Source organism: Paenarthrobacter sp. RAF54_2, from assembly GCF_052113945.1.
Taxonomy (GTDB): domain Bacteria; phylum Actinomycetota; class Actinomycetes; order Actinomycetales; family Micrococcaceae; genus Arthrobacter.
Window position 1 is genome coordinate 59660 of record NZ_JBFRDV010000010.1, and the last position, 23860, is coordinate 83519.

At 61.1% G+C, this 23860-nt stretch carries 22 protein-coding genes; 5 read left to right on the top strand and 17 right to left on the bottom strand.

The window, feature by feature from the left end:
- Positions 1 to 28 precede the first annotated feature (28 nt).
- A complete protein-coding gene (locus AB4Y87_RS12025) occupies positions 29 to 940 on the top strand; it encodes a phosphatase PAP2 family protein (protein WP_442004568.1) in 912 nt (303 codons plus the stop codon).
- Positions 941 to 1038: 98 nt separating this feature from the next.
- Here AB4Y87_RS12025 and AB4Y87_RS12030 read toward each other — a convergent pair whose 3' ends face one another.
- The 4 genes from AB4Y87_RS12030 to AB4Y87_RS12045 form a co-directional block, all read right to left on the bottom strand.
- Entirely contained in the window at positions 1039 to 1227 is a 189-nt protein-coding gene (locus AB4Y87_RS12030) for a hypothetical protein (protein WP_442004569.1), read from the bottom strand.
- A gap of 386 nt (positions 1228 to 1613) precedes the next feature.
- Positions 1614 to 3158 carry a signal peptidase I gene (locus AB4Y87_RS12035; protein WP_442004570.1) on the bottom strand — a complete coding sequence of 515 codons (1545 nt, stop codon included), beginning with the start codon at positions 3156 to 3158 and terminating at the stop codon, positions 1614 to 1616.
- A gap of 62 nt (positions 3159 to 3220) precedes the next feature.
- A complete protein-coding gene (locus tag AB4Y87_RS12040; RefSeq protein ID WP_442004571.1) occupies positions 3221 to 3619 on the bottom strand; it encodes a hypothetical protein in 399 nt (132 codons plus the stop codon).
- A 293-nt stretch (positions 3620 to 3912) separates the two neighbouring features.
- Positions 3913 to 4275 (bottom strand): response regulator transcription factor, encoded by a 363-nt coding sequence (locus AB4Y87_RS12045; protein WP_442004572.1) that lies wholly within the window; start codon positions 4273 to 4275, stop codon positions 3913 to 3915.
- 230 nt (positions 4276 to 4505) lie between these two features.
- Between AB4Y87_RS12045 and AB4Y87_RS12050 the strand changes: the two genes are divergently transcribed.
- The gene (locus tag AB4Y87_RS12050; RefSeq protein ID WP_442004573.1) at positions 4506 to 5258 is read left to right on the top strand and encodes an ABC transporter permease; all 753 of its coding nucleotides are present in this window, start codon (positions 4506 to 4508) and stop codon (positions 5256 to 5258) included.
- A 5-nt stretch (positions 5259 to 5263) separates the two neighbouring features.
- Here AB4Y87_RS12050 and AB4Y87_RS12055 read toward each other — a convergent pair whose 3' ends face one another.
- The 4 genes from AB4Y87_RS12055 to AB4Y87_RS12070 are packed head-to-tail and all read right to left on the bottom strand — an operon-like array spanning position 5264 to position 8310.
- Complete coding sequence (locus AB4Y87_RS12055; protein WP_442004574.1) at positions 5264 to 6316, bottom strand: sensor histidine kinase; 1053 nt, start codon at positions 6314 to 6316, stop codon at positions 5264 to 5266.
- Positions 6309 to 6983, bottom strand: coding sequence for a response regulator transcription factor (locus AB4Y87_RS12060; RefSeq protein WP_442004575.1), 675 nt, complete (start codon positions 6981 to 6983; stop codon positions 6309 to 6311). The genes AB4Y87_RS12055 and AB4Y87_RS12060 overlap by 8 nt, the downstream gene beginning before the upstream one ends.
- Entirely contained in the window at positions 6980 to 7657 is a 678-nt protein-coding gene (locus AB4Y87_RS12065; RefSeq protein WP_442004576.1) for a DedA family protein, read from the bottom strand. Before AB4Y87_RS12065 ends, AB4Y87_RS12060 begins: the two co-directional genes overlap by 4 nt.
- Entirely contained in the window at positions 7657 to 8310 is a 654-nt protein-coding gene (locus tag AB4Y87_RS12070) for a phosphatase PAP2 family protein (protein WP_442004577.1), read from the bottom strand. Before AB4Y87_RS12070 ends, AB4Y87_RS12065 begins: the two co-directional genes overlap by 1 nt.
- A 241-nt stretch (positions 8311 to 8551) precedes the next feature.
- On the opposite strand from AB4Y87_RS12070, the gene AB4Y87_RS12075 reads away from it, so the two are divergent.
- Together AB4Y87_RS12075 and AB4Y87_RS12080 are read left to right on the top strand one after the other, a co-directional pair.
- Positions 8552 to 9106, top strand: a complete 555-nt coding sequence (locus AB4Y87_RS12075; protein WP_442004578.1) for a hypothetical protein — start codon at positions 8552 to 8554, stop codon at positions 9104 to 9106.
- Between the two features lie 27 nt (positions 9107 to 9133).
- Complete coding sequence (locus AB4Y87_RS12080) at positions 9134 to 9544, top strand: DUF6855 family protein (protein ID WP_442004579.1); 411 nt, start codon at positions 9134 to 9136, stop codon at positions 9542 to 9544.
- 163 nt (positions 9545 to 9707) lie between these two features.
- Here the strand turns inward: AB4Y87_RS12080 and AB4Y87_RS12085 are convergent, their stop codons facing one another.
- From AB4Y87_RS12085 to AB4Y87_RS12110, 6 genes are all read right to left on the bottom strand, one after another.
- Positions 9708 to 10925: an MFS transporter gene (locus tag AB4Y87_RS12085; RefSeq protein WP_442004580.1), complete on the bottom strand. Its 1218-nt coding sequence runs from the start codon at positions 10923 to 10925 to the stop codon at positions 9708 to 9710.
- 103 nt (positions 10926 to 11028) lie between these two features.
- A complete protein-coding gene (locus tag AB4Y87_RS12090) occupies positions 11029 to 13020 on the bottom strand; it encodes a beta strand repeat-containing protein (protein ID WP_442004581.1) in 1992 nt (663 codons plus the stop codon).
- A 98-nt stretch (positions 13021 to 13118) separates the two neighbouring features.
- Entirely contained in the window at positions 13119 to 14288 is a 1170-nt protein-coding gene (locus AB4Y87_RS12095; RefSeq protein ID WP_442004582.1) for a hypothetical protein, read from the bottom strand.
- Between the two features lie 116 nt (positions 14289 to 14404).
- The gene (locus AB4Y87_RS12100) at positions 14405 to 15292 is read right to left on the bottom strand and encodes an MBL fold metallo-hydrolase (protein WP_431116117.1); all 888 of its coding nucleotides are present in this window, start codon (positions 15290 to 15292) and stop codon (positions 14405 to 14407) included.
- A 107-nt stretch (positions 15293 to 15399) separates the two neighbouring features.
- Positions 15400 to 17823, bottom strand: coding sequence for a S8 family serine peptidase (locus tag AB4Y87_RS12105; RefSeq protein ID WP_442004583.1), 2424 nt, complete (start codon positions 17821 to 17823; stop codon positions 15400 to 15402).
- A gap of 297 nt (positions 17824 to 18120) precedes the next feature.
- A complete protein-coding gene (locus AB4Y87_RS12110; protein ID WP_442004584.1) occupies positions 18121 to 19179 on the bottom strand; it encodes a hypothetical protein in 1059 nt (352 codons plus the stop codon).
- A gap of 88 nt (positions 19180 to 19267) precedes the next feature.
- Here AB4Y87_RS12110 and AB4Y87_RS12115 point away from each other — a divergent pair, with 88 nt between their 5' ends.
- Positions 19268 to 19984, top strand: a complete 717-nt coding sequence (locus AB4Y87_RS12115) for a DUF6270 domain-containing protein (RefSeq protein WP_442004585.1) — start codon at positions 19268 to 19270, stop codon at positions 19982 to 19984.
- Between the two features lie 48 nt (positions 19985 to 20032).
- On the opposite strand, the gene AB4Y87_RS12120 is transcribed toward AB4Y87_RS12115, so the two are convergent.
- Genes AB4Y87_RS12120 through pdhA form a run of 3 tightly spaced genes read right to left on the bottom strand, consistent with a single transcriptional unit; the run spans position 20033 to position 23774 of the window.
- Positions 20033 to 21493, bottom strand: coding sequence for a dihydrolipoamide acetyltransferase family protein (locus tag AB4Y87_RS12120; RefSeq protein ID WP_442004586.1), 1461 nt, complete (start codon positions 21491 to 21493; stop codon positions 20033 to 20035).
- Between the two features lie 2 nt (positions 21494 to 21495).
- Positions 21496 to 22584, bottom strand: coding sequence for an alpha-ketoacid dehydrogenase subunit beta (locus tag AB4Y87_RS12125; RefSeq protein ID WP_442004587.1), 1089 nt, complete (start codon positions 22582 to 22584; stop codon positions 21496 to 21498).
- Positions 22581 to 23774 (bottom strand): pyruvate dehydrogenase (acetyl-transferring) E1 component subunit alpha, encoded by a 1194-nt coding sequence (pdhA, locus tag AB4Y87_RS12130; RefSeq protein WP_442004588.1) that lies wholly within the window; start codon positions 23772 to 23774, stop codon positions 22581 to 22583. The genes AB4Y87_RS12125 and pdhA overlap by 4 nt, the downstream gene beginning before the upstream one ends.
- Positions 23775 to 23860: the final 86 nt, after the last annotated feature.

Genomic DNA, 23860 nt, shown 5'->3' on the forward strand with positions numbered 1-23860 from the left:
TCCAGCGAACTGTGGCAGTCTTGATTCAATGAATTCCCAGCAGTCCCGCCCCATAGCGATGTCCCTTGACCGGTCAGCACAAGGTCGCAAGCCCGGCGTCGGTACAGGACTGCTTTTCTGCTTGGCCACCATCGCCAGCGTGCTGGGTTTGGTTGTCACGTACTACTTCTTCGTGCGGACCACTTTGGGTCAGTTCATAGACGAGTCGGCATTGGTTGAAGCCACCGAACTGAGCGGGTCTGCGGGCAGGGCGTCTACCAGGTTCCTGGATATGCTGCCCATCCTGTCGGTGGCCATCGCCGCCATCGTGGTGCTCTTCGTGACCGTTGCGCGTCGCCGTTGGACGGCTGCCGGAATCGCCGTGGCCGCGTGCATCGCTGCCAACCTGGCCACGCAAGTCTTGAAGTTCTTTATCCCGGACAGGCCCGACCGCGGCGTGCAGACACTTGAACTCAACTCACTCCCCTCCGGCCACACAACGTTGGCAGCGTCTGCTGCGGCGGCGGTCTTCCTGATGGTCTCGCCCCGCTGGCGGCCTCTCGCGGGCTTCCTCGGCAGCACGTTCGCGGTGGCCACTGGAGTTTCGACCCTCATCAACCAATGGCATCGACCATCCGACGTCGTAGCCGCTTTCCTTGTGGTGGGCGCCGTCATGCTGCCGGCTGGCTGGCTAATCCTTCGCAGTGGCAGTGCCTGGAATGTTTGGAAGGGCTACGGCGAGCACTGGGCGGCATCACGGCTCTGGGTATGGCTGACCGCCGTTGCTTTGCTCCTGGCAGCTATCGTGGCCGGCTACTCACTGCTCCAGGTAATGCCGGGACTCAGCGCCGACAGCACTGCGGACTACTTCTGGGCCGGGACTGCATTCATTGTGGTTGCTGGATACTTGTCAGCCCTGGGCGGGACGTGGCTGTTCGGCTTGGCGGCCAGGAAGCGCTAGGGCACAGGGGATCGAAACGTTCGACGGCGGCAGCCCGGCTTTCAAGCGACGCTCAAGTCGCGCTGCCGGCCTGGAACTGGCCGCTTGTTTGGGTGCGCTCAGTCCTCCGGGCGGACAGAATCGAAGAACCTGGGATCCCCGGCGTACTCCTTCTTGCTGGCCCGTGCTTGGTCCTGGATGAATTCCCGGTCATCTTCGGTCAGCAATGTGCCTCCGTGCCCGTCAACAGGACCGTCCTCACCACTTTCATGGTTGAGCTTGGCCGTTACCGTACGCGGGATGATCATGCTCCCGGGATTGTCGATAAGCCATTGCCGCGTATCCGGAGAAAGCTGGTTCCAAATTTCCCTGATGTGCATTCTTATCAGCACTGCCCTTCAATAATGGGGTAGTTGGATGGGACTCGCTGCGATTTAGCGCAAGTGAAATTGAATGTGAAGGCCGCACAGAATGTGTACGTACATTGAGCGAACCCAACCGCCGGGCGGGTGACGCCAAGATGCGCCACGGAATGGCCCAGCGTTAGGAGCGATTATCCTCAAAGCTCAGGCTACGCCCTTTCCGCCCATTCCTGACCACAAGTCCCGCAGACTTTTCTGCCTGGCACGTCGGCGGTGGAAGGGTCGTCCGGTTACCTTTAATCTAATCGATGGATCAAGAGTTTCCTTTCCGTTTACACGTCGGCTCCTGAACGGGCCTGGACTGTCTCGGAAGCGCTTTGGTTGCCCCCGGCACGGTAGCGGTAGGTGATGTTTTCGTCCTGGACGACGAAGGTTTCCACTCCGCCGCGGGACCAGTGCAGGACCAGCAGTCCGTAGCGTTCCGCGAGTTTGGCCAGGGTGGCGAAGGTGGTGACGTCGATGACCGGCCGTCCCTGCGGTGCCGTAATCGGGTGGACCCTCACCAGCAGCGCGGCGTAGCGGCGGCGGATGGCCGCGGCTTCATCGCTTGGGACGGTTCGTTGCGCGAACACGATCAGGATGGCAGCGGTTGTCATCGCTCCCAGCAACAGCACTGCGGAGATGATTCTTGCGGTGAGCGCGGTAATGGACCAGCCGTTGAACCCAAGCATCCGGGGGGCTGTTATGACTTGCTGAACCGTAGAGGAGTCCGTGACGGTGAGCTCGGTTTGGTCGTTCGCCAGGCCGAACTGCAACGGCGTGAGGCTCAGTTTCAGCTTTGGTGTGAACTCCGCCCCCGCGGCCGTGGTCACCCGCGGGGTGATAGCGACGGCCACCGGGGCCGATGCTACGCCCGTTGCTGTAGCAGCGGCTTGTGCTTTCGCTTCCAGGGCGTTCAGGTCCAACCGGACCGTGCCGTGATACTCCTGGTCAGTGAAGGCTGTGGGTCCGGCAAGGGGCAGCGTTGAATGCCAGCCGGATGGAGTTGAGAGTTCAGCGGTGACGGCGATGGTTCCCGGATCACCCTTGTAGGAGTAAGTGATGTCAACGATGGTGGCGAGTTTACGGAACACCGGGTCCGGTGAATTGGCGGTGGTGCCGTCGTAGGCAGCGCTTCGCCCGACGGCGGCGCTGTATGAGAAATCCATCTTCGTTCCACTTTTGACCGCCGACGCCGATGACTCCTCCAGTGGGCCGGACCAGGCCAAAACGCCCAGGACGGTACCGAGGATCCCCAGAACAAGCGTGACAATGGCAGTCACCCTCAGGGTGGGCGGGAGACCAGCAACGGAGAGCGGCCTGACCGGGAGCTCGGTGGTGTGTCGGGACATGGCTGTTTTCCTTCGCTTGCGCCGTTCTCGGACTGTGGTGGCTGCACCGCCGCCCACTATCAGGGCGAACGCAACGACGCCCAGGACCGGAGGGCTAGTCAGCAACTCCAACCAAGCTCCCCCTTGGGGAATATGTAGCACTGCTCGACCGGTGAGCTCACGAGCACCCGGAGTGAGCGGGTCTATGGATTCGTTGTTATCGCCCTTGAAGACAAACCCCGAGGCGTCACCGGCGATGATGCGGTGCAATGCGACGTCGTTTTTCGCGGGGAGCTTGTAAGCGGCTATCTCGCCAATCCCATAGGACGAGGCGCGCTGCACGATCACCAGGTCACCCTGGTAATAGACGGGGTTCATACTGTTGCCATGGGTGATGACCACAGACACTTGGCCGCTCATCAGCACTACCGCTGACACGGTCAGCAGCAGCGCAGCCAGCCCGGACAGGACAAACCCCATCACCCGCCGTACCGCCCGATTAGCCATATGTATCCCCCAAAGAAGTGAGGGCGGAGGCGGCCCAGTCTTGGGCCGCCCCCGCCCCCGAACTAGCTGACAGTGACGGCGAGGCTAGTCAAGCCCGTGTAGCCCGTCTCCGTATCGGCAGGGACGAAGGTGCACGAGGAAGCGTTGGAAGCAGTGGCCGAGCAGGTGAACGTTCCACCGGAACCACCAGACGGGGTAGCGGCAACGGCACGGCCATTGACAGTGCCCGCGAACGTGAGAGTGATGCTGTTTACCCGTGTGTTGGCGTCGGCGTCATCGAAGCCATAGGCGATGGTTGTCAATGTGGCGCCACTGACCGTCTGGCTGACGGTACCGCCGACAAACTGGTCGGCTGATGCCTGGCCTGTTTTTGTGACACCCGTACCGGTGAAGGCGGAACCCGCGGCGACGGCGAGGCCGGCAACGGACAGGGCGGTGATGATCTTTGCAGACTTGCGCATATTGGTTCTCTTTCGGTTTGGTTTGCCCGGCAGCCCCTGAGCGGACCCCGTGACCTGGCCACCTTTTCTAGATGGGCGGCGTTTGCGATGGAGTCCGGCCCGCCAACACGAAAGAAGTAAAGTCATAGCGATTCCCCCAAATCGTATTCGCTGTGCCGCTTGACACCTGGCCGGACTAACCGGCCCTGTTTCGGCGGAAACCACATCGACACTACGAAGCTAACAGCCTCACCCGCCGGTCCGGCCCGAACTGGGCAAAACCTCGACGAAAACTGGGGAAACCCCATGAAAGCTCAGGTGGTTCGCAGAATAGTCAATACGCGTTCGCGTAGTTCCCGCACTCTGAAAGGCTTGGTCATGAATTCATCGACCCCAGCCGCGAGCATGCTATCCGCAACGTCCGTGCGTCCGGTCAGCACAAGAATGGGCACATCACTGAATTCCCTGATCCGCAACGCGACCTCAAGCCCATTTAAGTCCGGCAGCCCAAAATCCAGCACGACGATGTCCGGCTTATACTCCCGCGCGGCATCGACGCCGGCCGCACCGGTAGCGACACTACGAACACTGACGCCGACCGAACCAACCACGGCACTGACAAGGCTCCGGAAATCCAGGTCGTCCTCTATGACCAATCCCACCCGTTCTGCAGGCATTTCCATCCCCCCTTGGACGCACGTCCTGCTGTGCGAGCAGCTTGTCACGCAGTCAGTAATAAGCTGTCAATCTTTGTAATAATGATACTAAGACGAATCCGGCGTTCTTCCCCGAACGGCCATTAAAACTTGGTTTGCCAGCGCCGACCGAAGAGACCCATATCTTAGGGCGGCCGGGCACGGAGAGCACCCCTGACAGGATTTTTGGCTGTCCTCGATAGGCTGGCTGGATGACGACGATCGAGGCCTTGGTTCCGACCTTGCTGGGGGTCGTCCTCCTCGTGACCCTGACCGCGGCAGTGCTGACCGCCTATAGAGTGCCTTACAGGTGGGCGCCAGCGTTGGCGATCCTAAGGGGGACACTTCAGTTAGCTGCGATCAGTGTCATCCTCAGCGGTGTCATCTCAAGTCCCGCCTTCGTGGCGCTGGCGTTGCTGATCATGTTTGCTGTGGCTGCAGCCACTGCTGCCCGCCGCGTCGGGTGGAGTTGGAAAAACCTTGGCCTCGTCGGCGGATCCATGGGTCTTGGCATCGCCGTGACGCTCAGCATCATCTTCGCAACTGGCGCGGTTGAGCTGACTCCACGTTATGCATTGGCGATTGGTGGCATCATCATCGGCAACGCCATGACCACGGCGACTCTGGCCGGTCGCCGTTTCTCGGAGGCCGTCACTGATCATTGGGAGGAAGTGGAAGGGTGGTTGGCCCTGGGTGCGACACCTCGCCGGTCGACGTTGGAATTGGCCCGTCGCGCCGTCTATTCAGCGTTGATTCCCTCGATTGACCAAACGAAGACCACGGGGCTGGTAACTCTTCCCGGTGCTTTCGTCGGGGCGATCTTCGGCGGCGTTTCACCGCTTGAAGCCGGGAGGTTCCAGATTGTGGTCCTAGCCGGAATCATGGCGGCCGGTGCGTTCACCGCCGTTTCAGTCATCGCTTCCCGTGCCGCTGTTCGGGTGCGTCCGGCGCCGTTGGACCGGTGATTCGGCTACCGGCGTCGTGAAGGCCAACGGCGGACGGACCTTTGGGCCACACCTTCCCGTGGGAGTTCTGGCTTTGTCGTTGCTACGGGCAATGTGATCCTCATGGAGGTTCCTTGCGGGCCCGTGTAGGCCACGTCCGCGGAGCCGCCCGCAGCGACGGCTATCTCGCGAACAAGGGACAACCCGATGCCGAAGCTTCGTTGCTGCTGGCCCACGCCTTGATGGGCTGTTCGGGCGAATCGGTCAAAGATCCGGGCCCGGTCAATGCCGGTGATGCCTGGACCCGTATCGGTCACGGTGATCGTGGCCTGGCCGCCGGCCACGTTGGTGGCGACCGTTATGTGGCCTCCCGCTGGCGTATGGACGAGTGCGTTCTCGGCCAGACCCAGGATTGCACGGTGCAGTCTTTGAGGATTAATAAGCGCCTGCGCTTGCCCCATGCTGGAACAATCCAGGGTGATGCCTCGGTCAACGGCCAATTGGCGGACACTGTCCACCACGTCCTGGGCAACCCCGGCGACGTTGGTCAGGGCAATGTCCGGTTCCTGTCCTGTTCCGATGGCGGATTCCAGGAGTTCGTTGACTATCGCCGTCAGCGCGGCCGTGTCGCTCCGGATCCGGGCAAGCGCTTGGGCGGCCGCCGTATCAGGTGTTGTCCCCCGCTGTGCCAGTTGAATTCTGGCGTCCAGGATGGCCAAGGGCGTACGCATCTCATGGCTCGCGTCTTGGACGAAGCGCCGCTGCATCGCCAGCGCTTCGCCCAGCGGACGGATCGCGCTTCGGGCACTGACCCAGCCAATGCCCCCGGCCAGCAGGATGCCGGCCGCCCCCGCGACGATCATGGCTTTGATCAGATCGTTGGTATCAAGATAGGCGTACACGGCGCCGGGTTCAGCAGGTTGCGGGCTGCCGGACTGGTTAAGGAGGTAGAGCGTAGACGCCGCCAGGAGGCAGAGGACCAGAACGGCACAGGCGGCACTGATGCGAAGAGCGATTCTCATCGATGCCCTACGGAGGAATGCCTGGTCCTGGCCCAAAGGAGCAGGATGTTTAGTCATTCGCATCGCCGATCTGGTACCCCACTCCGTGCACGGTGCGGATGATCGATCTGGAGATCTTCCTGCGCAGGTGGTGGACGTAGGTGTCGATCACTCCAGGCAGTTCACCTTGGCTCAAGGTGGCATTGATTAGCTCTTCCCGCGTGAACACGCGGTCCGGTTGGGCGGCCATCGTAGCCAGCAATTCACTCTCCTTGGCGGTCAATGAGGCGAGGAATCCGTGAATGGAACGGATGGACCTGGAAGAAGGGTCCAGTTCCCAGTCTCCAATACTGAAGGTCTTGAAAACTTGCTGGTAGCTGCGGGTCAACGCCCTTAGCCGGGCCCCCAGTTCCAGGACGTCGAAGGGCTTGGTCATGTAGTCGTTCGCGCCGGCGTCGAGTCCCCTGACCTTCTCCTCCGTTGCGCCGAGGGCGGTGAGTATGAGGATAGGGGTGGCGATGCCCCTGGACCTGAGCGCGGCAATCAGCGCGACGCCGTCCATGCCGGGCAGGCCCCGGTCCACCACCATCACATCCCAGGTCCGGGAGAGTCCCCGATGCAGGCCTTCATGGCCGTCGACGGCGACGTGAACCTGGTAGTCCGGCTCGAGGAGATCGGCGATGAGCGGCCCGAGGACGACGTCGTCTTCGACCAGGAGCAGTGATGGCTTGCTTGCAGTGATCACGAATCCATTGTTGCGCGCTGGTCATTTTCCGACTTACGGGCCCGCTTGTGTTTGAGGAATTCGATCCCCCACGGCAGCACGGACACGAGGACCATGACGATTGCTATGACGTCAATGTTCTTGGCCACGAAGTCAAAGCGGCCCAGCCAGGAACCGAGCAGCGTCACCGAGGCGGCCCAGAGGATTGCCCCGGTGATGTTCCAGAGAGCGAAGGACTTGTAGTTGTAGCGGGCAATTCCGGCGCTGAGCGGGGCGAAGGTCCGCACCACGGGTACAAAGCGCGCCAGGACCAGTGCCGGGCCACCACGGCGCCGGAAGAACTCTTCTGCTTTTCTCAGGTGCGCAGACTTCAGTATGCGGGCATCATCCGAGAACCATCGGCGTCCGAACCGGCGACCAAGCAGGTAGCCTACTTGGTCGCCTGCGATCGCCGCCACGCTCACGACGGTGATGAGTACGGGCAGTGTCAGATTCAGTTGCTGGTGGAGCAGCCCGGCCGTGAAGAGCAGCGAGTCGCCCGGCAGGAACGGGAACAGGACACCGGACTCGATAAAGATGATCAGGGCCACGACTGCCAGCGTTGCAGGGCCCAAACCCTGCAGAAGATTGGCAGGATCCAGGATTGGCAGCAGTTCGGCGGGGCTCAGTGTCGGTGCCAGAGCGAGGGCGTCCATTATGGCTTCTTTCGATGGGGACTCGCGTGGGAACGGGATGACGAGGCTGACTGGAGCCGGGCAACAATCGAGGGTGCGTGACGGTTCCAGAGACCAGCCATCAGCACGACGACGCCAATGGTTGCCGGAAACGATGCCATGACATCCAGGGGATAGTGCGCGCCGATGTAGACACGGGACCAGGCGACGATCACTGCGAGGATCGTTCCTGTCCAGAGAACCGGCTTTTCCCAGCGGCTACCCCGGGCCAGGAAATACGCTGCAATGGCCAGGGCGACCGCCAAAGACGTGTGCCCGCTGGGAAAGCTGTTGGATACCGGCTCGGGGGCCAGCGGGTCCAACAAGAGTGCCGGGTCAGGCCGGATCCTGCCGATGACCACCTTGAACAGTTGGCAGGTCAACCATCCCGAACCCACCGTGAGGGCAAACAGCACAGCTTTCTGCGGGGAACGTCGAATCAGCAGGAGATACAGACTTGTAGCGAGCACCACCAGCGCTCCCACCACAGGTGCGAACAGCAGGTTCAAGGCCAGCGCTAAACCGGTCAGGACAGGGTTATGGTTGCGGCTGAAGTTCTGATCCACAGACAGCTCAGCCGACGTGAAGCCTGGCACGAGCTGGACCGCCAGCCCGACGGCGATGACGACTGCCACCAATATCAGCCCAATGGCCAGCCAGTGTTTGGGCGCGGGCAGCCGCTGTAGGGGTACAGAGCGAGGTGTATGTTGCGGGAACATGGGACCCTTCGGCAAGACGTATCGTTCTTCCAATCCTCCGCGTGGGCAATTAAGAACTCGTTAAGAAGTCCCAGGCCGGGCTGCGAGTTTAGGTTTTGGATGCCCATTTTTCCCCATTTTTGGTGTACTTCGGCAAGATGGAGCCCATGATGGAGGAATGCAACGGGTCATCGGTTGGCTGGCCGCAGCCATCATCGTCACTCTCATCTTCGGAAGTGCCTATGTCACGCTGCAGCAGTTGGGCCGGCGCGCAGCGAATGATGCGCCGACGGCTGCTGCTGCGGCACGGGTTGAAGCCATTGGTTCCGCGGCGCCGAGTGCGCCGCCGCTGGAATTGAACCCTGACAGCGGTGTCTTCGTCATTGTCTACGGGGCGGATAACAAACCGGTGTCCGGCACTGCCGCCCTTCATGGATCCTTTCCCGTCCTTCCTGCCGGAGTGCTCGAGGCGGCAAGACGGACCGGATCCGATGCTGTGACCTGGCAGCCGGAGCCGGATCTGCGGATGGCGGTGGTGGCGCGCCCGGCTGGCGAACAGGTAGTCGTCGCGGGCCAGTCGCTTAAGCCTGTCGAGGACAGGAACTTGATGGTCCTGATCTTCCTGTCGACGGCGTGGCTGGGCAGCATGATTGTCCTTGGCCTGGGATACGGCGCGGCAGAGATCTTTCGGGGACGTTCGCTCCGGCGCAGCAGCCTTAGTCCTCTACGCTGAAACCCAAGACGTCGGAAAGGACCTGTCATGGCTGCTGAAGGAACGAAGGAAGACCCATGGGCGCTGGTCACGGCACCGGGCTCGTCGGAGTACTCCATGTACCGCGACCCGGAATCAGACCCACCAGCCCTTATTTGCCAAGTAGGGTCGACGACCCTGAAGTATCACCTGCGGGCCATCGAGGATCTGTCCGCTTGGCTCCGTGAGCAGCAAAACTGGGTGCCTCTGGGCGCAGCCGATGAGAACAAACCAGCACCAGAGGGAAGCGTCGAGGCATGGGGACGGGATCCCGCCAACCCTGTATCCGGATGGTACGGGCTCCGCAAAGGCTACCGCGGCCGCTTTGGTATGTACCTCCCGCCGCTTCTCGAAAAACTCGGGCTGGTCGAACTAACCCACGAGAAACGCAACAACATGGTTCGAGCCATCCCCAACTAACCACACATTGCCGTGGAGCAAGCGACTCAGGAACACGCGGCTTCCTGACCTTCTTTGAGCTTCCCTCGGCCGGGAAACACCCTGAAGGGGTTGATTTGTGGCTCATGCAGCGTCAAACAGGGTCCCGAAGCAACGCCACCCAAGAGCCAGCCAAGAATTAGGGCTAGTAGTTCCGCCGATGTCTCAATCGAGGGATTGCGACGGCGAACACGGCTGCCGCTGCGAAGCCCAGGACACCCGTGGCCCAGACGCCAGCAGCAAGCGAAATGGCAGCAGTCAGGGCAGACAAGAGCACAGGCCCACCCGTCGCACCCGAATCAGCAATGAACCGCCAGATGCCAAGGAAGTGGCTCCTTCCGTTATCCGGTGAGAAGTCAGCGCCCAGTGTCATGATGAGCCCGGAGCTGATGCCGTTGCCAAAGCCAATCAGCAGGGCAACCAGGAGCAGCGGAACGAACCCACCAGTGAACGGGATGAGGATCAACGCCGTTCCCATGATCAGCGTGGACGGAACCGCCACCCACTGCCGTCCCTTGCGATCCATGAGCTTCCCCGCGGGATAGAACACCAGCATGTCGATGGCGCCGGAGAGGCCGTAGATCAGCGATGCTTGCGTGGCATCCATGCCTAAGTGGTCGGCCCACAGCGGGATGACCACTTGCCTCGAGGCGCGCAGAGCGCTCAGCAGCAGGATTCCGAAGCCCACAGACAGAAACACACCGGCATGGGAAGCCGCCACGTTTTGGAGTGTGGAGGCCGGAGGAACCGGACCGCCGTCGGACGTATCCGGAGCTACCAAATCCGGGATGGTGAGCGACAAACCAGCAGCCGCCATCATCCCTACAAAACCAACCCAGTAAGCCCCGCTGATTCCGGCGAACTGCATCACGCCGGCACCGATGAACGGGCCGATAAAGATGCCGATCCTTGTGACGCCGCCCAAGGTGGACAGCGCACGGGCGCGGAACATGACGGGGACCGCCTCGGTCAGGTACTTCTGACGGGCGAGATTGAAGACGCTGGCGGACATACCGACCAAGATCATCGCCGCGGCCAGCAACCAGATCCCGTGCTCCATCCGTGGTGCAAAAGCTGCTGCTCCGAGGGCAATGGCTCCTACGGCACCTGCCCCAACAATTGCCCAGCGTTCGCCGAACTTTATGGTGATGAGCGAAGCCGGAATATTGAAGAGCCAGGACCCCAAGCCGATCAGCGTCACGATCAACGCCGAGACTGCCACGGATGCTCCAAGATCACGCGCCGATAGCGCGATCACCGGAAGAACCGCCCCCTCGCCGATACAGAACAACAGAGCGGGCCCGAAGGCCGGTAGCGCAATGCTGCGAAGGCTGAAGTCTTGGTCTTCTCGAGTGGTTGTCATCCCCTTCATCCTAGGACTCCAACCCAGCCGCCTCGCAGTTGTCGCAGTTCCGGAGATCCGGAACCGCAACAACTGCTCGCGAGACCAGGCCTCGTCCAGGTGACTAGATGCGGTTAGCGGTTGCCTTCCGACGACCGCCTGCTGACAGCGCCAAGCCCGTGAGAAGAAGGCCAAGTGCCCAGAGGGTGAAGCTGCCGTCCAATCCCGTAGTGGCCAAAGAGTTGGAACTCCCGACGCCGGTCGCAAGGCCCGCTGTCAGCGCGCCTTGAGTGCCGCCTGCGTTCACCACACTGCCACCTGGTTGAGCGCCGCCGACGCCGGTGGTCCCGACGCCGGCGTTGCCGAATCCGGGACCCCCAATTTCGGTCCCCGGATTGTTGGTGCCAGTGTCAATGCCAAGTCCTCCACCACCAGCAGGCTGGTCAACGGTTGGCGGGTTGACGACAGGAGGGTTGACCACCGGCGGATTCACAACGGGAGGATTGACCACCGGAGGATTCACAACGGGAGGATTGACAACCGGCGGATTAACCACGGGCGGATTCACAACAGGTGGGTTCACAATGGGAGCCGTGGTGCCTCCGACTGAAGCGCCACCAATCCCAAGCGATGTGGAGTCGACCGTGACCGGAGCGGTGATTGGAACAACCACCTGGGTCCCGGAAGCAACGCCGCCCGATCCGTTAGTGGTAGCACCCGACGTTCCCGCAGGAGCAGTCCCACCGGAAGTACCGGCAGTGCCAGCCGAAGAATCACCCAGCACACCAGCCGACGTCGAACCAACAGGCACCGGAGCGGTAACCGGAGCAGCCACCTGAGTACCCGAACCGATGCCGTTGGATCCGCTTGTGCTGGAACCCGACGTTCCCGTGCCGGAAGTACCAGGTGAGGTGCCAGTGTTGCGGGCTGAAGAACCACCCAGCGCACCAACTGACGTCGAACCAACAGTCACAGGAGCTGTAACCGGAGCAGCCACCTGAGTCCCAGAACCGATGCCGTTAGATCCGCTGGTGCTGGACCCTGCGGCAGTTCCCGTGCCGGAGGTACCGGAGGTGCCAGTGTTGCGGGCTGAAGAATCACCCAGCACACCAGCCGACGTCGAACCAACAGTCACAGGAGCTGTAATCGGAGCAACCACCTGAGTCCCGGAGACAATGCCCTTGGATCCGGAGGTGCTGGACCCCGACGTTCCCGCTGGAGCGGTCCCGCCAGAAGTACCGGCAGTGCTGGCTGACGAATCGCCCAGCACACCCGCCGACGTCGAACCAACACTCACAGGAGCCGTAACTGGAGCAGCCACCTGTGTCCCGGAAGCAACGCCATCCGAACCGCTGGTGGTAGCAGCGGGAGTAGCGGCAGCAGGTGTGCTGCCTGTATTCGAGGGTGCGCCGGACGTGGCTGATGAATCTCCACCCACACCCGCGGCAGTGGCTCCGATGTTAACAGGGACCAATATCGGAGCCACTACCTGAGCGCCGGATGCGATGCTTTCTCCCCCCGACGTTGTTGCCTGCGCTGGCGCTTGGGCCGGCGCAGAACCTGATGTTGCTGCTGGTGTTGTCGTTGCCGATGAGTCCCCCAGGACACCCGTCGACGTCGATCCCACTGTTACGGGGACCGTCACCGGTGCAACTACTTGGGTACCGGAGGCTGTGCCGCCAGTACCGTTGGTGCCAGCCGCCGTCGTCGAACTGCTTGGTGCAGTTGGAGCGGCAGGTTTGGCTGGGCCCGTCGCAGTGGAGCCCCCCAGCAGACCCACTGATGACGAGCCCAGGTTTATGGGCGCTGTTACGGGCGCGACTACCTGTGTCCCGGAGCCAACACCGTTGGAACCGTTGGTGCTGGCAGCTGGCGCTGTCCGTGCAGCCGGAGCGGCTGCGGGCGCCTTTGTGGTTGAGGATGAATCTCCCACGAGGGCTAGTGATGTCGCGCCTGTGCTGACTGGCGCGGTCACCGGTGCCACCACCTGTGTACCGGAAAGGGTTCCGTCCTTTCCACTGGTCGTATCTGCCGCGTTGGCCGCGGTCCCGCCGAGGGCTATCAAGCCTCCGGCAAAGCATGTGCCGATCAGGCACCTGCGAATTGTCGAGTTCATTGTGATCTTCTCCTGAAGGTCGTGTTCCCAAAGACGTCCGATGACGGATCGTCCGGCTAACCATCGGCCGCATGTAGAGGCGCGGCTGGGTTGGGGAACTAGTCAGGAGATGAGCCGGGATCGAAAGATACCGGCTTTGGATGATCTTCATTGCTGGCCGCTGCTGGACCAGAAAGTGTGTCTGCAGGAACGATCAGCGCACCCTGAAGGAAGGCTGCGGCAGGGCTTGGTGGCCCGTTTTGTGAGGTACCTGAGCCCGCGCCGGTGACACCAAGGGGTGCCGCATCGGGGTCGGCAGGCAGCTCGGCTGGAGCCTCAGGTTCGACGATGACAGAGGCGCCGGTTACGGCACCTGGTGAAGCAGGGGCAAAACCTCGCGCCAGAACAAAGGCCAGTGAAACGTCGGTATTGAGGGCGGGCGGGGTTGTCCCGAGGGGCAGGCCAGCGGATTCATTGGCCGAACCTTCGGCGGCTGAAGTCGCTGGTGAGGTCCCGACGGCGGGTGGCGGCACAGCTCCAGCACCAGGCGTCGCGGGGAGCATAGCGCCGTCGCCGCCCAAGAGCGGCGGAAGCAGGTTTCCGGGTCCAGGTAGCGGAGGCAAGACGTTGCCCACAGACGGCAGGGTCCTGTCGATGACCTCAACGACGGGCGCTACAACCGGGTTGGTCACGTCCGTCACCGGCTCCACGCCGATGGGTTTCAGGACATCATTTACCGGAGGAACAGCCGCCTCGACGGTGTCGTCAACGGTTCCAGTGGCTGGTTTGACCACCGTATCCACAACGTTGCCGACCGTGTCACCGGGAACTGCCCGATGAACCACGGGGACTGTGGCTACGACCTTGTCCGTGGAGTGCGCAACATGCTCAACCACTGGGGTTACAGCGGGAACGTGCACGCTTATCGGTTTCGCCGGGACAACGGCTTTCGCGGGAGCCGGAAGAGGTACGTTCGGCACCGGGATAGTGACGGCGGCTTTGGAGGGCTTGGGCCCGACGGAAGTTGCAACGGACGCGGCCGCCTTCTTGACCGCACCCGTTGCAGAACTGAGTGCCTTGTTGGTTTGCTTGCCGGCGGTGTCGGCTGATGAAACGGTTGACGTCACGGAAGACGTCACTCCGCCCACCAGCGAATGCTTATCGGTGATCCCGGAATCGGCGTTGGCGGCGGTCGCGGACAACGCCATCCAAATTGCGGTACCGGCGCCAGCGATCATGACGGAGCGGAGAATCTGAGTAGCGCGCGGAATTACGCGAATGGCCTTCATCTCGACACCCCCCAGGTAGCCGCAAACCGATGGTCGACTTCATCCTAGGACTGGTGTTACCCAATAGTCCATGGGGAGACAGTAATCAAGATGACAAATTTATAAGCAACCTTCATTTATGAAGAAGGATAGAAGCCAGTCTTCTCGGGTCCAAAATCAGGCGTTGCCAAGGATCCACCAGCAGCCCTCCCGTGCTGGGCATTTGTCTCCTGGAGCCGCTTGATGAACCAGCGCGACTGCTCTGGTCCATAAGGCAGCACCGGAATGGCCTTGGTTGCATCGTTGGGCATATCGCGGATGGACTGGGTTGCCTGCCGCACTGCCGTGCTCATGGTGTCGGCCATGGTCTTGACGAATTCGTCGCTCGCAGGCTTGCCGTGGCCTGGAACCAGGAACTCGTACCGGTGACGCAATGCGGAGATGTGCCGGAGGACGTCCGCCCATTCCTCGGGATATGAGTCCTCAAACGAAGGATGCGCCCCCTGCTCCACGAGGTCCCCCACGAAGAGCGTCGAATTGGTCCCCACCAAGAGGTCACCGTCGGTGTGGGCGCGGCCCAGGTAGAACAGTGTGGCCGTAATTCCACCCAGGTCCACCAGAACAGGCTGGTCGCCAACTATCGCGTTCGGAACAACGATGTCGACGGCGTCACCCTCCCCCGCGGCCATCTCCGGTTCGTTGGTGGCGACGAAGCGACGCTGGTTGTCGGCGTCCCGCTCGATGGTTGCCGCACAGTTGGCGTGCGCCCAGAACTCTGTCACGCCGTCGTCGGCAAAAACAGCGTTGCCGAAGAAGTGGTCGTAATGGGCGTGGGTGTTGACTACCACCAGCGGAAGCTGGGTCTTTTCGCGGACAGCAGCGAGGATCTCGCGGCCTTGACGCGGGCCACATCCGGTGTCGATGACCATGGCGAGCTCACTGCCCACCACGAGCCCGGTGTTGAGTAAGGACCCCTCGGTCTCCAAGACGTAGTTGTCCGTGCCAAGTTCGTGCCAAGCTGACAATGAGTTCTCCGTATCCAGTGCAATCCGGCGATGTTCAGGCCTCGATTCTACCCATGCGCAGCTGGGAGAAGCCGGAATGACCCGGTGGCAGGTGAACTCGGCGCGGACTACACGATGGCTGTCATGACGTTCCAGCCGGAACCAATCTGCCGGGCAGGAAGCCAACCACCCGAACCGTCACCGGGGTACAACCACAAAACCCCGGAACTGTTGCGGGCAACAACATCAATCTTGCCGTCCCCGTTGAAGTCTCCCGGGCCTTCGATAGCGGTCATGACATTCCAGCCGGAACCAATCTGCCGGGCAGCAAGCCAACCACCGGAACCGTCACCCGGGTACAACCACAAAACTCCTGATCCGTTACGGGCCAGAACATCAACGTTGCCGTCCCCGTCAAAGTCACCGGGGCCTTCAATAGCGGTCATGACATTCCAGCCGGAACCAATCTGGCGGGCAGCAAGCCAACCACCTGACCCGTTGCCAGGATAAAGCCACAAAACACCATTGGCATCCCGGGCAATCACATCGGTTTTACCGTCCCCATTGAAGTCACCAGGTGCCTCGATCGCGGCCATCCCGTTCCAGCCAGTACCGATCTGGCGGGCGGCAAACCAGCCACCGGAACCGTTGCCTGGGTACAACCACAAAACACCGTTCGCATCCCGCGCGATGACATCCATCTTGCCGTCCCCATTAAAGTCACCGGGTGATTCAATGGACGTCATGGCATTCCAGCCTGCACCGATCTTGCGGGCTGCAAGCCAGCCCCCGGAACCGTTGCCTGGGTACAGCCACAAAATTCCACCGCTGTCCCTCGCAAGGACATCGCTCTTGCCGTCGCCGTCGAAATCGGTGATTTTTTGAACGGAGGTCTTGAAGGTGAACTTCCACTCGGCCACTACTGCTGGGGCCAACGCATAATCTGCAAGAGCCCTGACAGTAACAGTCACTGCTCCACTGCCCGCGTATGTGCCAGCGGCAAGAACCTTTCCGCCGACCAAGTATTCAACGCCGGCCGACGTGGGAATCGTGTAAGTATCGTTCGACGTGCCATCCCGGTCAGTGAAAACTACGAGTGCAGGCGTCACCGGAAGGTGCCCACCAAACTTTGTGAGGGCCGCGGTGGCATCAATCAAACCGGCGCCACATCCGGCCGGACAGCCAGCAGGAAGTGGGCGCGATGACTCCTTCAGTTGCTGTTCCACGTGCTCCGGAGTGAGAACAACGCCCTCTGCCGAAAAAAGGAGCGCTGCGAGGCCTGCCACGTGAGGGGCCGCCATCGACGTTCCCTGCATGAACGCATAACCGGGCGCTCCCTGCGTGGTTTTCCCGGAGTTGTAGGTGGACAAGATGCCGTTCGCGGCCGAGGAAGTCATGTCGCCACCGGGAGCAGTTACATCAATGACGCTCCCGTAGTTGGAGTACGGCGCCTTTGCGCCTGTCCTGTCGCTGGCGGCAACGGTGATGACATTCTGGCAATTGGCAGGGCTGGAATCAGCCGCCGGGCGGTTGGAATTTCCGGCAGCAACAATGACCGCCGCCCCAGCGTTATAGGCGAAATTGATGGCGTTCTGGTAGGTAGCAGAACACGGCCTGATGCCACCGAGACTGAGGTTGATGACGCGTGCGGGGTTGGGATTGATGGGGGCCCCGGTAACTACCCCGCCTGCGGCCCAAATGATTCCATCTGCGATATCCGATGAATACCCACCACAGGCACCCAACGCCCGCACTGGAAGGATTTTTGCCTTCGGGGCAACTCCGGTTACACCGTAAGTGTTGTTGCCGATGGCAGCGATTGTGCCTGCCACGTGGGTTCCATGCCAGGAAGAATTGATCTGTGCGCTGCCCACTTCGCATTGATTTGCTGTGGACCAATCCCCGGGGTCTGTAGGATCCGCGTCCCTACCAGTCCCATCGCGGGCATCGGTAGCATCGGACATCATGTCGTAGCCCGGCAGCACATTGGCGTCGAGCTCCGCGTGACTGGTGATCCCGGTGTCCACTACTGCGACGACTACGCCTTCGCCGTGGTTGTATTGCCATGCTCCAGAAGGCCGAATACCGGCAAAATCTTCGGATAGGTCCCACTGCATCGGGTAGTAGGCATCGTTCGGATCAGCCGCCACGTGCATAATGGCGTCGGCTTCGGCGTAGGCAACGTTGGGATCCGCACGAAGGGTTTTCAAGAATTCCTCGGCTTTTGTTCCTGAAAGTGCCTTAGCGAGTTTGATGACTTGCCCACCGGCAGCGTTCTGGTGCGAGCTCTTAACAGCGACTCCGAGCTTCGTTGCCGCGCGATCTGCAGCCTGCTCAGCAGTAGCCTTAGCTGCTTTGACGTTGTCCCGTAACCCAACAATAAATTGGTCCGTGGCCGCCTCGGGTGCCGGCTGGAGTGATTGTGGGGTGCTCGGGATGATGTCACTGTCTCCCGCTACTGCTGGCTGTACGGCCAGTCCCCCGGTAATGAGGAGCGTGGTCAGCGCGAAACCTACGGTCCTCAAGGATCGCATTGGGGAGTTTTTTACCATGGTTGGGCATCCTAGGACGGCGACTGAGCTTGGTACGGCTGGTCGCGGGCAACTGGAGACCACCAGCTGACCCCCACAGAAAATTGTACGCAGAGTTGGCTGTCTTTTTAGCCAAGTCTTTTGTGAGGATTTGTCGAGGATTTGCCCCGCAAAGAGCGTTCAATCTTCCACGATGTTCAATACGGTTGAACATCGTGGAAGATTGAACGGTAGCCAGGGTTCCAGGGCGGTCTTCAACAAATCAGCCCGTTCAACCTAGTTGAAAGCGAGGCAGCGAACCATACGTCAGGCTTGCTGCTAGTAATCCTGAGCCGCTAGCTGGGCACGCTCAAACCCCATGGCTGCGAGTCCGGATTGCCAATCGGGGCTTGCGGCGACCGTTAGCGCCTCGACGTGAATAGGTTTGGGCGGTGCGACATGTCCGTTTCCCCAGTCCCCAAGAAGGACATGGATTTCGTTGTCTGGGTGCGATGCCGCCAGAAAAGGATTCATGTGATCCTCAACGTGAGAGAAATCCGTGCTGTTCTGCATGTACGCAACAACGTTGCCTCGTGCCTCGCGATAGAGCTCAACAAGATTGGTCGTGACGTCGTGCGGAAGCCGGGACATAGGGTCCTCACCCTTGACGCCATAGCAAACTTCCGCAAAACGCTCAACGGCTGGCAACTCGTACTTGGCAACGTTTGTCTGAGGATTCGAAACAAGGGCCAGCGAGCCGGGGAAATGTGCAGAGAAGAACAGTGATGCAAAGCCGCCGCCTGATGCGCCGTAGAAGACCAGTCGCTGCTCTCCCCACGTGCCCACGATGTGCTTGATGATTTCCAGCAGGTTCTTCTGGATGTTCATGCGTGAATTGCCGACGAACCATCCGAGGTTCAGCCGGTCAGTCAGGACTAGGCTTGGGTCCGAGATGAAGATTCGATTCACGTGAGCGTCGGACGAGACGCCCATGCCGCCGAAAGCGGGAAGCGTCCATTTCGGATCGATGGCGCCTTGGAAGAAGACCACGGTGGTATCGAAACCACGGTTTTGGCAGTTGACATCGATGGGAAGACCGTTTTCCACGATGATCTGGTATCCAGGCGGGATCTTGGTCACATTAAGGAACGCTTGGACGCTCTTGTAGTTTGTGACCATGTGCTTTGAGGGGTCAATGATTCGGGGCCTGGTAGGACAGGGGTGGTCGGGCCCGTCATCTTGACCGTTTAGAAAGTACGCGTCGCCACAGAGCTCGCAGAATCCAAAGCCCATATCGAACGCGTAGGCTCGCTTCTCGTCAAGGTTTTCCATTTTCCCCATCAGGACAAGATACCCGAACATAACGAGGGTCCACGAACCGTGTGACTTGCGCTGCACGCTCCCAGAGGCTAATCTGGCGCTCTTTTGGGCCGGGCCAGACTTGTTAGGCTTGTGGAGTTTCTTCTCTACCTCACGGGGGTTTGTCATGCCAGGTATCTTCATCTACGGGAGCTGTGTCTCTCGGGACACAAAGCCCTTCCTCGGCGATGACTGGACAATCGTCGGCTATGTCGCCCGTCAGGGCATGATCAGCGCCGCGTCGCCCAGAGCTGTACTTCGGGGCGAAAGCGCGTTGAAATCCAAGTTCCAGAATGAGTGCGTCCGCAACGACATCCGGTCTTCCCTCTTCAGCGCCATTGAGGCGGACGGACAGAAGACCGACATCTTCGTTCTCGACCTGGTCGATGAAAGACTTGGCGTCTATGAGCTAGGAAATAGGACATATGTAACCCAGACTTGGGAACTCGAGGAGAGCAAACTGCTGCAACAGCAGAGCACGAAACCGCGTCTTATCCCGTTCGCTTCGGACGAGCATTTTGAGCTTTGGGTCAAAGCCGCAGATACGGTCCTGGAAAAGATCGAGGCAACCGGGAAGCCGCTCATTGTTTTGTCACCTGAATGGTCCGAGTCGGCCGACAACGGTCAGGACGCCCTTCAGTACCGGGGCTACTTCTCCTCCACATGGAACAAGCTGTACCAGCGCTACTTTGATCATCTCCGCGACCGAGGGTGCAACGTGCTGTCGATCGGCCAGGACGTCGTCAAGGCCGCGGCAGGACATCAGTGGGGCCTCGCGCCGTACCACTACGTAGACACGGTCTACCACCACATGCGAGACGCGATCACGGCGGCCGTGAAGTAACTGCACACACAGATGGGGCCGTTGCTACCGAGCAACGGCCCCATCCGTCTACATATCCGCGAGCGCCCCACCAGGGTTCTCGATAGCGTCGGCCACGTACCGGAGGAAGCCAGCAGCGGTCTCGCCGTCGCACACGCGGTGATCGAAGGCGAGGGTCAACTCGGTAACCTTGCGAACGGCAAGTTCACCGTTGACCACCCACGGCCTATCGATGATGCGACCCACCCCGAGCATCGCAACTTCGGGGTAGTTGATGATCGCGGCGGAGCCATCTACTCCGAACACACCATAGTTGTTCAGCGTGAACGTGCCTGAGCCGAGTTCCGTTGGGGTCGCCTTTCCGTCACGCGCGACGGCGGTCAGGCGCCGGATCTCGGCATCCAACTCGCGGGCGCTCAACTGGTGCGCGTTCCGGACTGACGGGACCATAAGACCGCGATCTGTCTGTGCTGCGAAACCAAGGTTGATTCCGTCAAAACCGACGATCTCCTGTGAGCCGTCCTCCCCGATTTCAAAGCGCGTGTTCAGTGCCGGGTACTTTTTTAACCCAGCAGTGACAAAACGAGCGATGAAAGCCAGCAGACCAGGTGTGTCATGCGGAGCGCGCTTCTTCAGTTCAGCCCGCATCTCAAGCAAAGCGGTTGCATCCACGTCCACCCAGACCGTCGCCTCAGGGATCTCTGTGCGGCTCTTGGTCATATTCGCGGCAACTGCCTTGCGAACTCCGCGGACCGGTGTCCGGGCAGACACAGCCAGGCCGGTACGGGAATCGAGCTCGCCATCAGCAACGGCGACAGCCGAGGCCGGAGCCTTCTCACGAACAGCAGGAGCTTCAGGAGCTTCAGGAACTGAAATAGCAGCTTCCACATCCCTGCGCATGATCAGCCCACTGGCACCGGAGCCCTCGATGTTCTCCAGCGARACACCGTGGTCCCTGGCCATCTTTCTGACGAGCGGGGAGATAACCGCGCTGAGCTTGCCGGGGATGCGCGTTCCGGCGACAACCGGCTCGGAAGCAACCGGCTGATCGGCTCGCGTCTCCGTGACGCGATCGACGACGCCGACGCTCGCCTTCCGCGGTCGGGTCCGGCCTCCAGTTACGCCACCAGGAGTGCCGTATCCGATGAGTACGTTACCGGAGCCAGCTTTCTCCTCAGTGCGATACGTCTCGGCGGCCGCATCAACCTCAGGGGATGTCACGACCCCAGTCGAGACCGCATCTTCGGCAGAGGAGGGAGCTTCCGGCGCAACGGGAGCAGCGCCTGAACGAGCGATCGAGATCAGCGGCTTGCCGACGTCGAGGGTTTGGCCGGCCTCACCGTGAAGCTCCGCGACGGTGCCCGCATAAGGTGAGGGAACCTCGACCATAGACTTTGCGGTTTCGACTTCAGCGATCGGCTGGTCCACCTTAATTTCGTCACCGACTGCGACTAGCCAGTTCACGAGTTCGGCCTCGGTGAGACCCTCCCCCAGGTCCGGCAGACGGAATACCTGCATATCTGAGCTCATGGTCAGTCCTCCCATTGAAGGTCGTCGACGGCGTCGAGGATGCGGTCGACGCTTGGCAGGTAGTAGTGCTCCAACTTGGGAGACGGGAACGGGACATCGAAGCCTGTTACGCGGCGGATCGGTGCGGCGAGGTAGTGGAACGCACGCTCCTGCACCCGGGCCACGATCTCGGACGACACGGAGGCGAAGCCGTGCGCCTCGGCGATCACGACGGCGCGTCCCGTCTTACGCACGGACGCGCAGACGGTTTCGTCGTCGAAGGGGACGAGTGTGCGGACATCGATGACCTCGAGCGAGCGACCCTCTTCGGCCGCAGCCGCCGCCGCTGCGAGCGCAGTGGGAACGGACGGACCGTAGGCGATCAGAGTCGCATCGGTGCCAGGACGCGCAACCGCTGCACGGCCCTCGGTGGAGGTGCCGGCGTCGTGTTCTGCGCGCAAGGCGTCCAGGTCCACCTGGTCCTTGGACCAGTAGAGCTTCTTGGGCTCCATGAACATGACGGGATCATCGGAATCGATGGCTTCGCGCAGCATCCGGTAACCGTCTGCGACGGTTGCTGGGGTGTAGACCTTCAGGCCAGCGGTGTGGGCGTAGTAGGACTCGGACGAGTCGCAGTGGTGCTCCACTCCCCCGATGCCGCCGGCGTAAGGAACGCGGATGACCAGGGGCATTTTGAGCTTGCCCTTGGTTCGGTTGTGCATTTTGGCGACGTGGCTGACGATCTGTTCGAAAGCCGGGTAGGCGAAGGCATCAAACTGCATTTCGATGACAGGCCGCATACCGTTGATGGCCATGCCGACAGCCATGCCGACGATGCCCGATTCTGCCAGCGGGGTATCGAAGCAGCGCTGCTCGCCGAACTCAGCCATAAGGCCGTCGGTGATGCGGAAGACGCCACCCAAGATGCCGACGTCCTCGCCGAAGACCAGGACCGAGGAGTCAGCACGCATGGCATCGGCCATGGCCGTGTTGAGCGCCTTGGCCATGGTGATGGACTGCGGTCCGCTCGCCTCAGCGGTAGCTGCAGCGGACGCGGCGGCGCTTGCGGTGGCGGCGCTGACGTTGCCGTTGACGTTGGTGGTGACGGTCATTTCGCGCTCTCCTCTCGGGCGAGTTCGCCGGCAAGCAGTTCAGACTGCTCTTTCAGCTGTGGGGTGGGCTTGGAGAAGACGTACTTAAAGAGGTCCAGCGGCTGTACCGGGACATCTTCACCGAGGCCTTCGCGCAATTGGGTGGCGACCGCTTCTGCATGTTCCGCAATGCGGTCGTTGGCTGCGTCGTCCAGGAGCCCCTTCTCGGTCAGATAGGACTTCATTCGGGTCAGCGGATCCTTCGCTTGCCATTCGGCCACCTCACTGTCGGGGCGGTAGCGCGTGGCATCGTCGGCGTTGGTGTGCGCCTGCATGCGGTAGGTGTGGGCCTCGATCAGGAGGGGTCCAGAGCCTTCGCGGGCCAGCTTCACGGCACGGTCCATCACGGCGAGGAGCGCGACGAGGTCGTTGCCGTCCACTCGCTCACCGGCCATGCCATAGCCAACAGCCTTATGGGCCAGCGACGGCGCCACCGACTGGTGGCTGAGAGGAACGGAAATGGCGTATTTGTTGTTCTGCACGAAGAAGATGACCGGCAGGTGGAAGACGGCAGCAAAGTTCAGGGCCTCGTGGAAGTCACCCTCACTCGTGGCGCCATCACCGCACATCGCCATCACCACGGTGTCCTCACCGCGGAGTTTGGCAGCATGCGCGACGCCGACTGCGTGCAGCAGCTGTGTGGTCAGCGGCGTGCACTGGATACCGACGTGGTGCTTCTTGGGGTCGTAGCCACCGTGCCAGTCACCGCGGAAAATTGTCATCGCCTCGACGGGGTCCACCCCGCGCGTCATGACTGCGACGGCGTCGCGATAGGTCGGGAACAGCCAGTCACCTTCGCTGAGGCACATGGCAGCCGCAACCTGGCATGCCTCTTGTCCGTGACTCGACGGATACACAGCCATGCGGCCCTGCCGGACGAGCGCGGAGTTCTGATCGTTGACACGACGTCCGACGACGAGCTGCTCGTAAGCGGCCATGAGTTCAGCATCGCTCGGCGTGGGGTACTCGTGGCCGGGTTCGGTGCCCTGCTCTTCATCGGTGCGAAGGGTGCCATCCGGATTCACCATCTGAATCTGGTGCCGGGCCGGCAGCATGTAGTCCTCTACGCTGATGCCGAATTTTCTCTGGACGTCAGCAGCTTGGTCCTCTACTGCCGCTTCCGGCGCAGTGTGGTCTGCGTGGATCGTCATTGGTCCGTCCTTCTCTAGCCACTATGTGCTTCCAGTATGTTCCGGACAGCTGTTTCGTATCCAGCTTTCGCTCAAATCATGGAAGA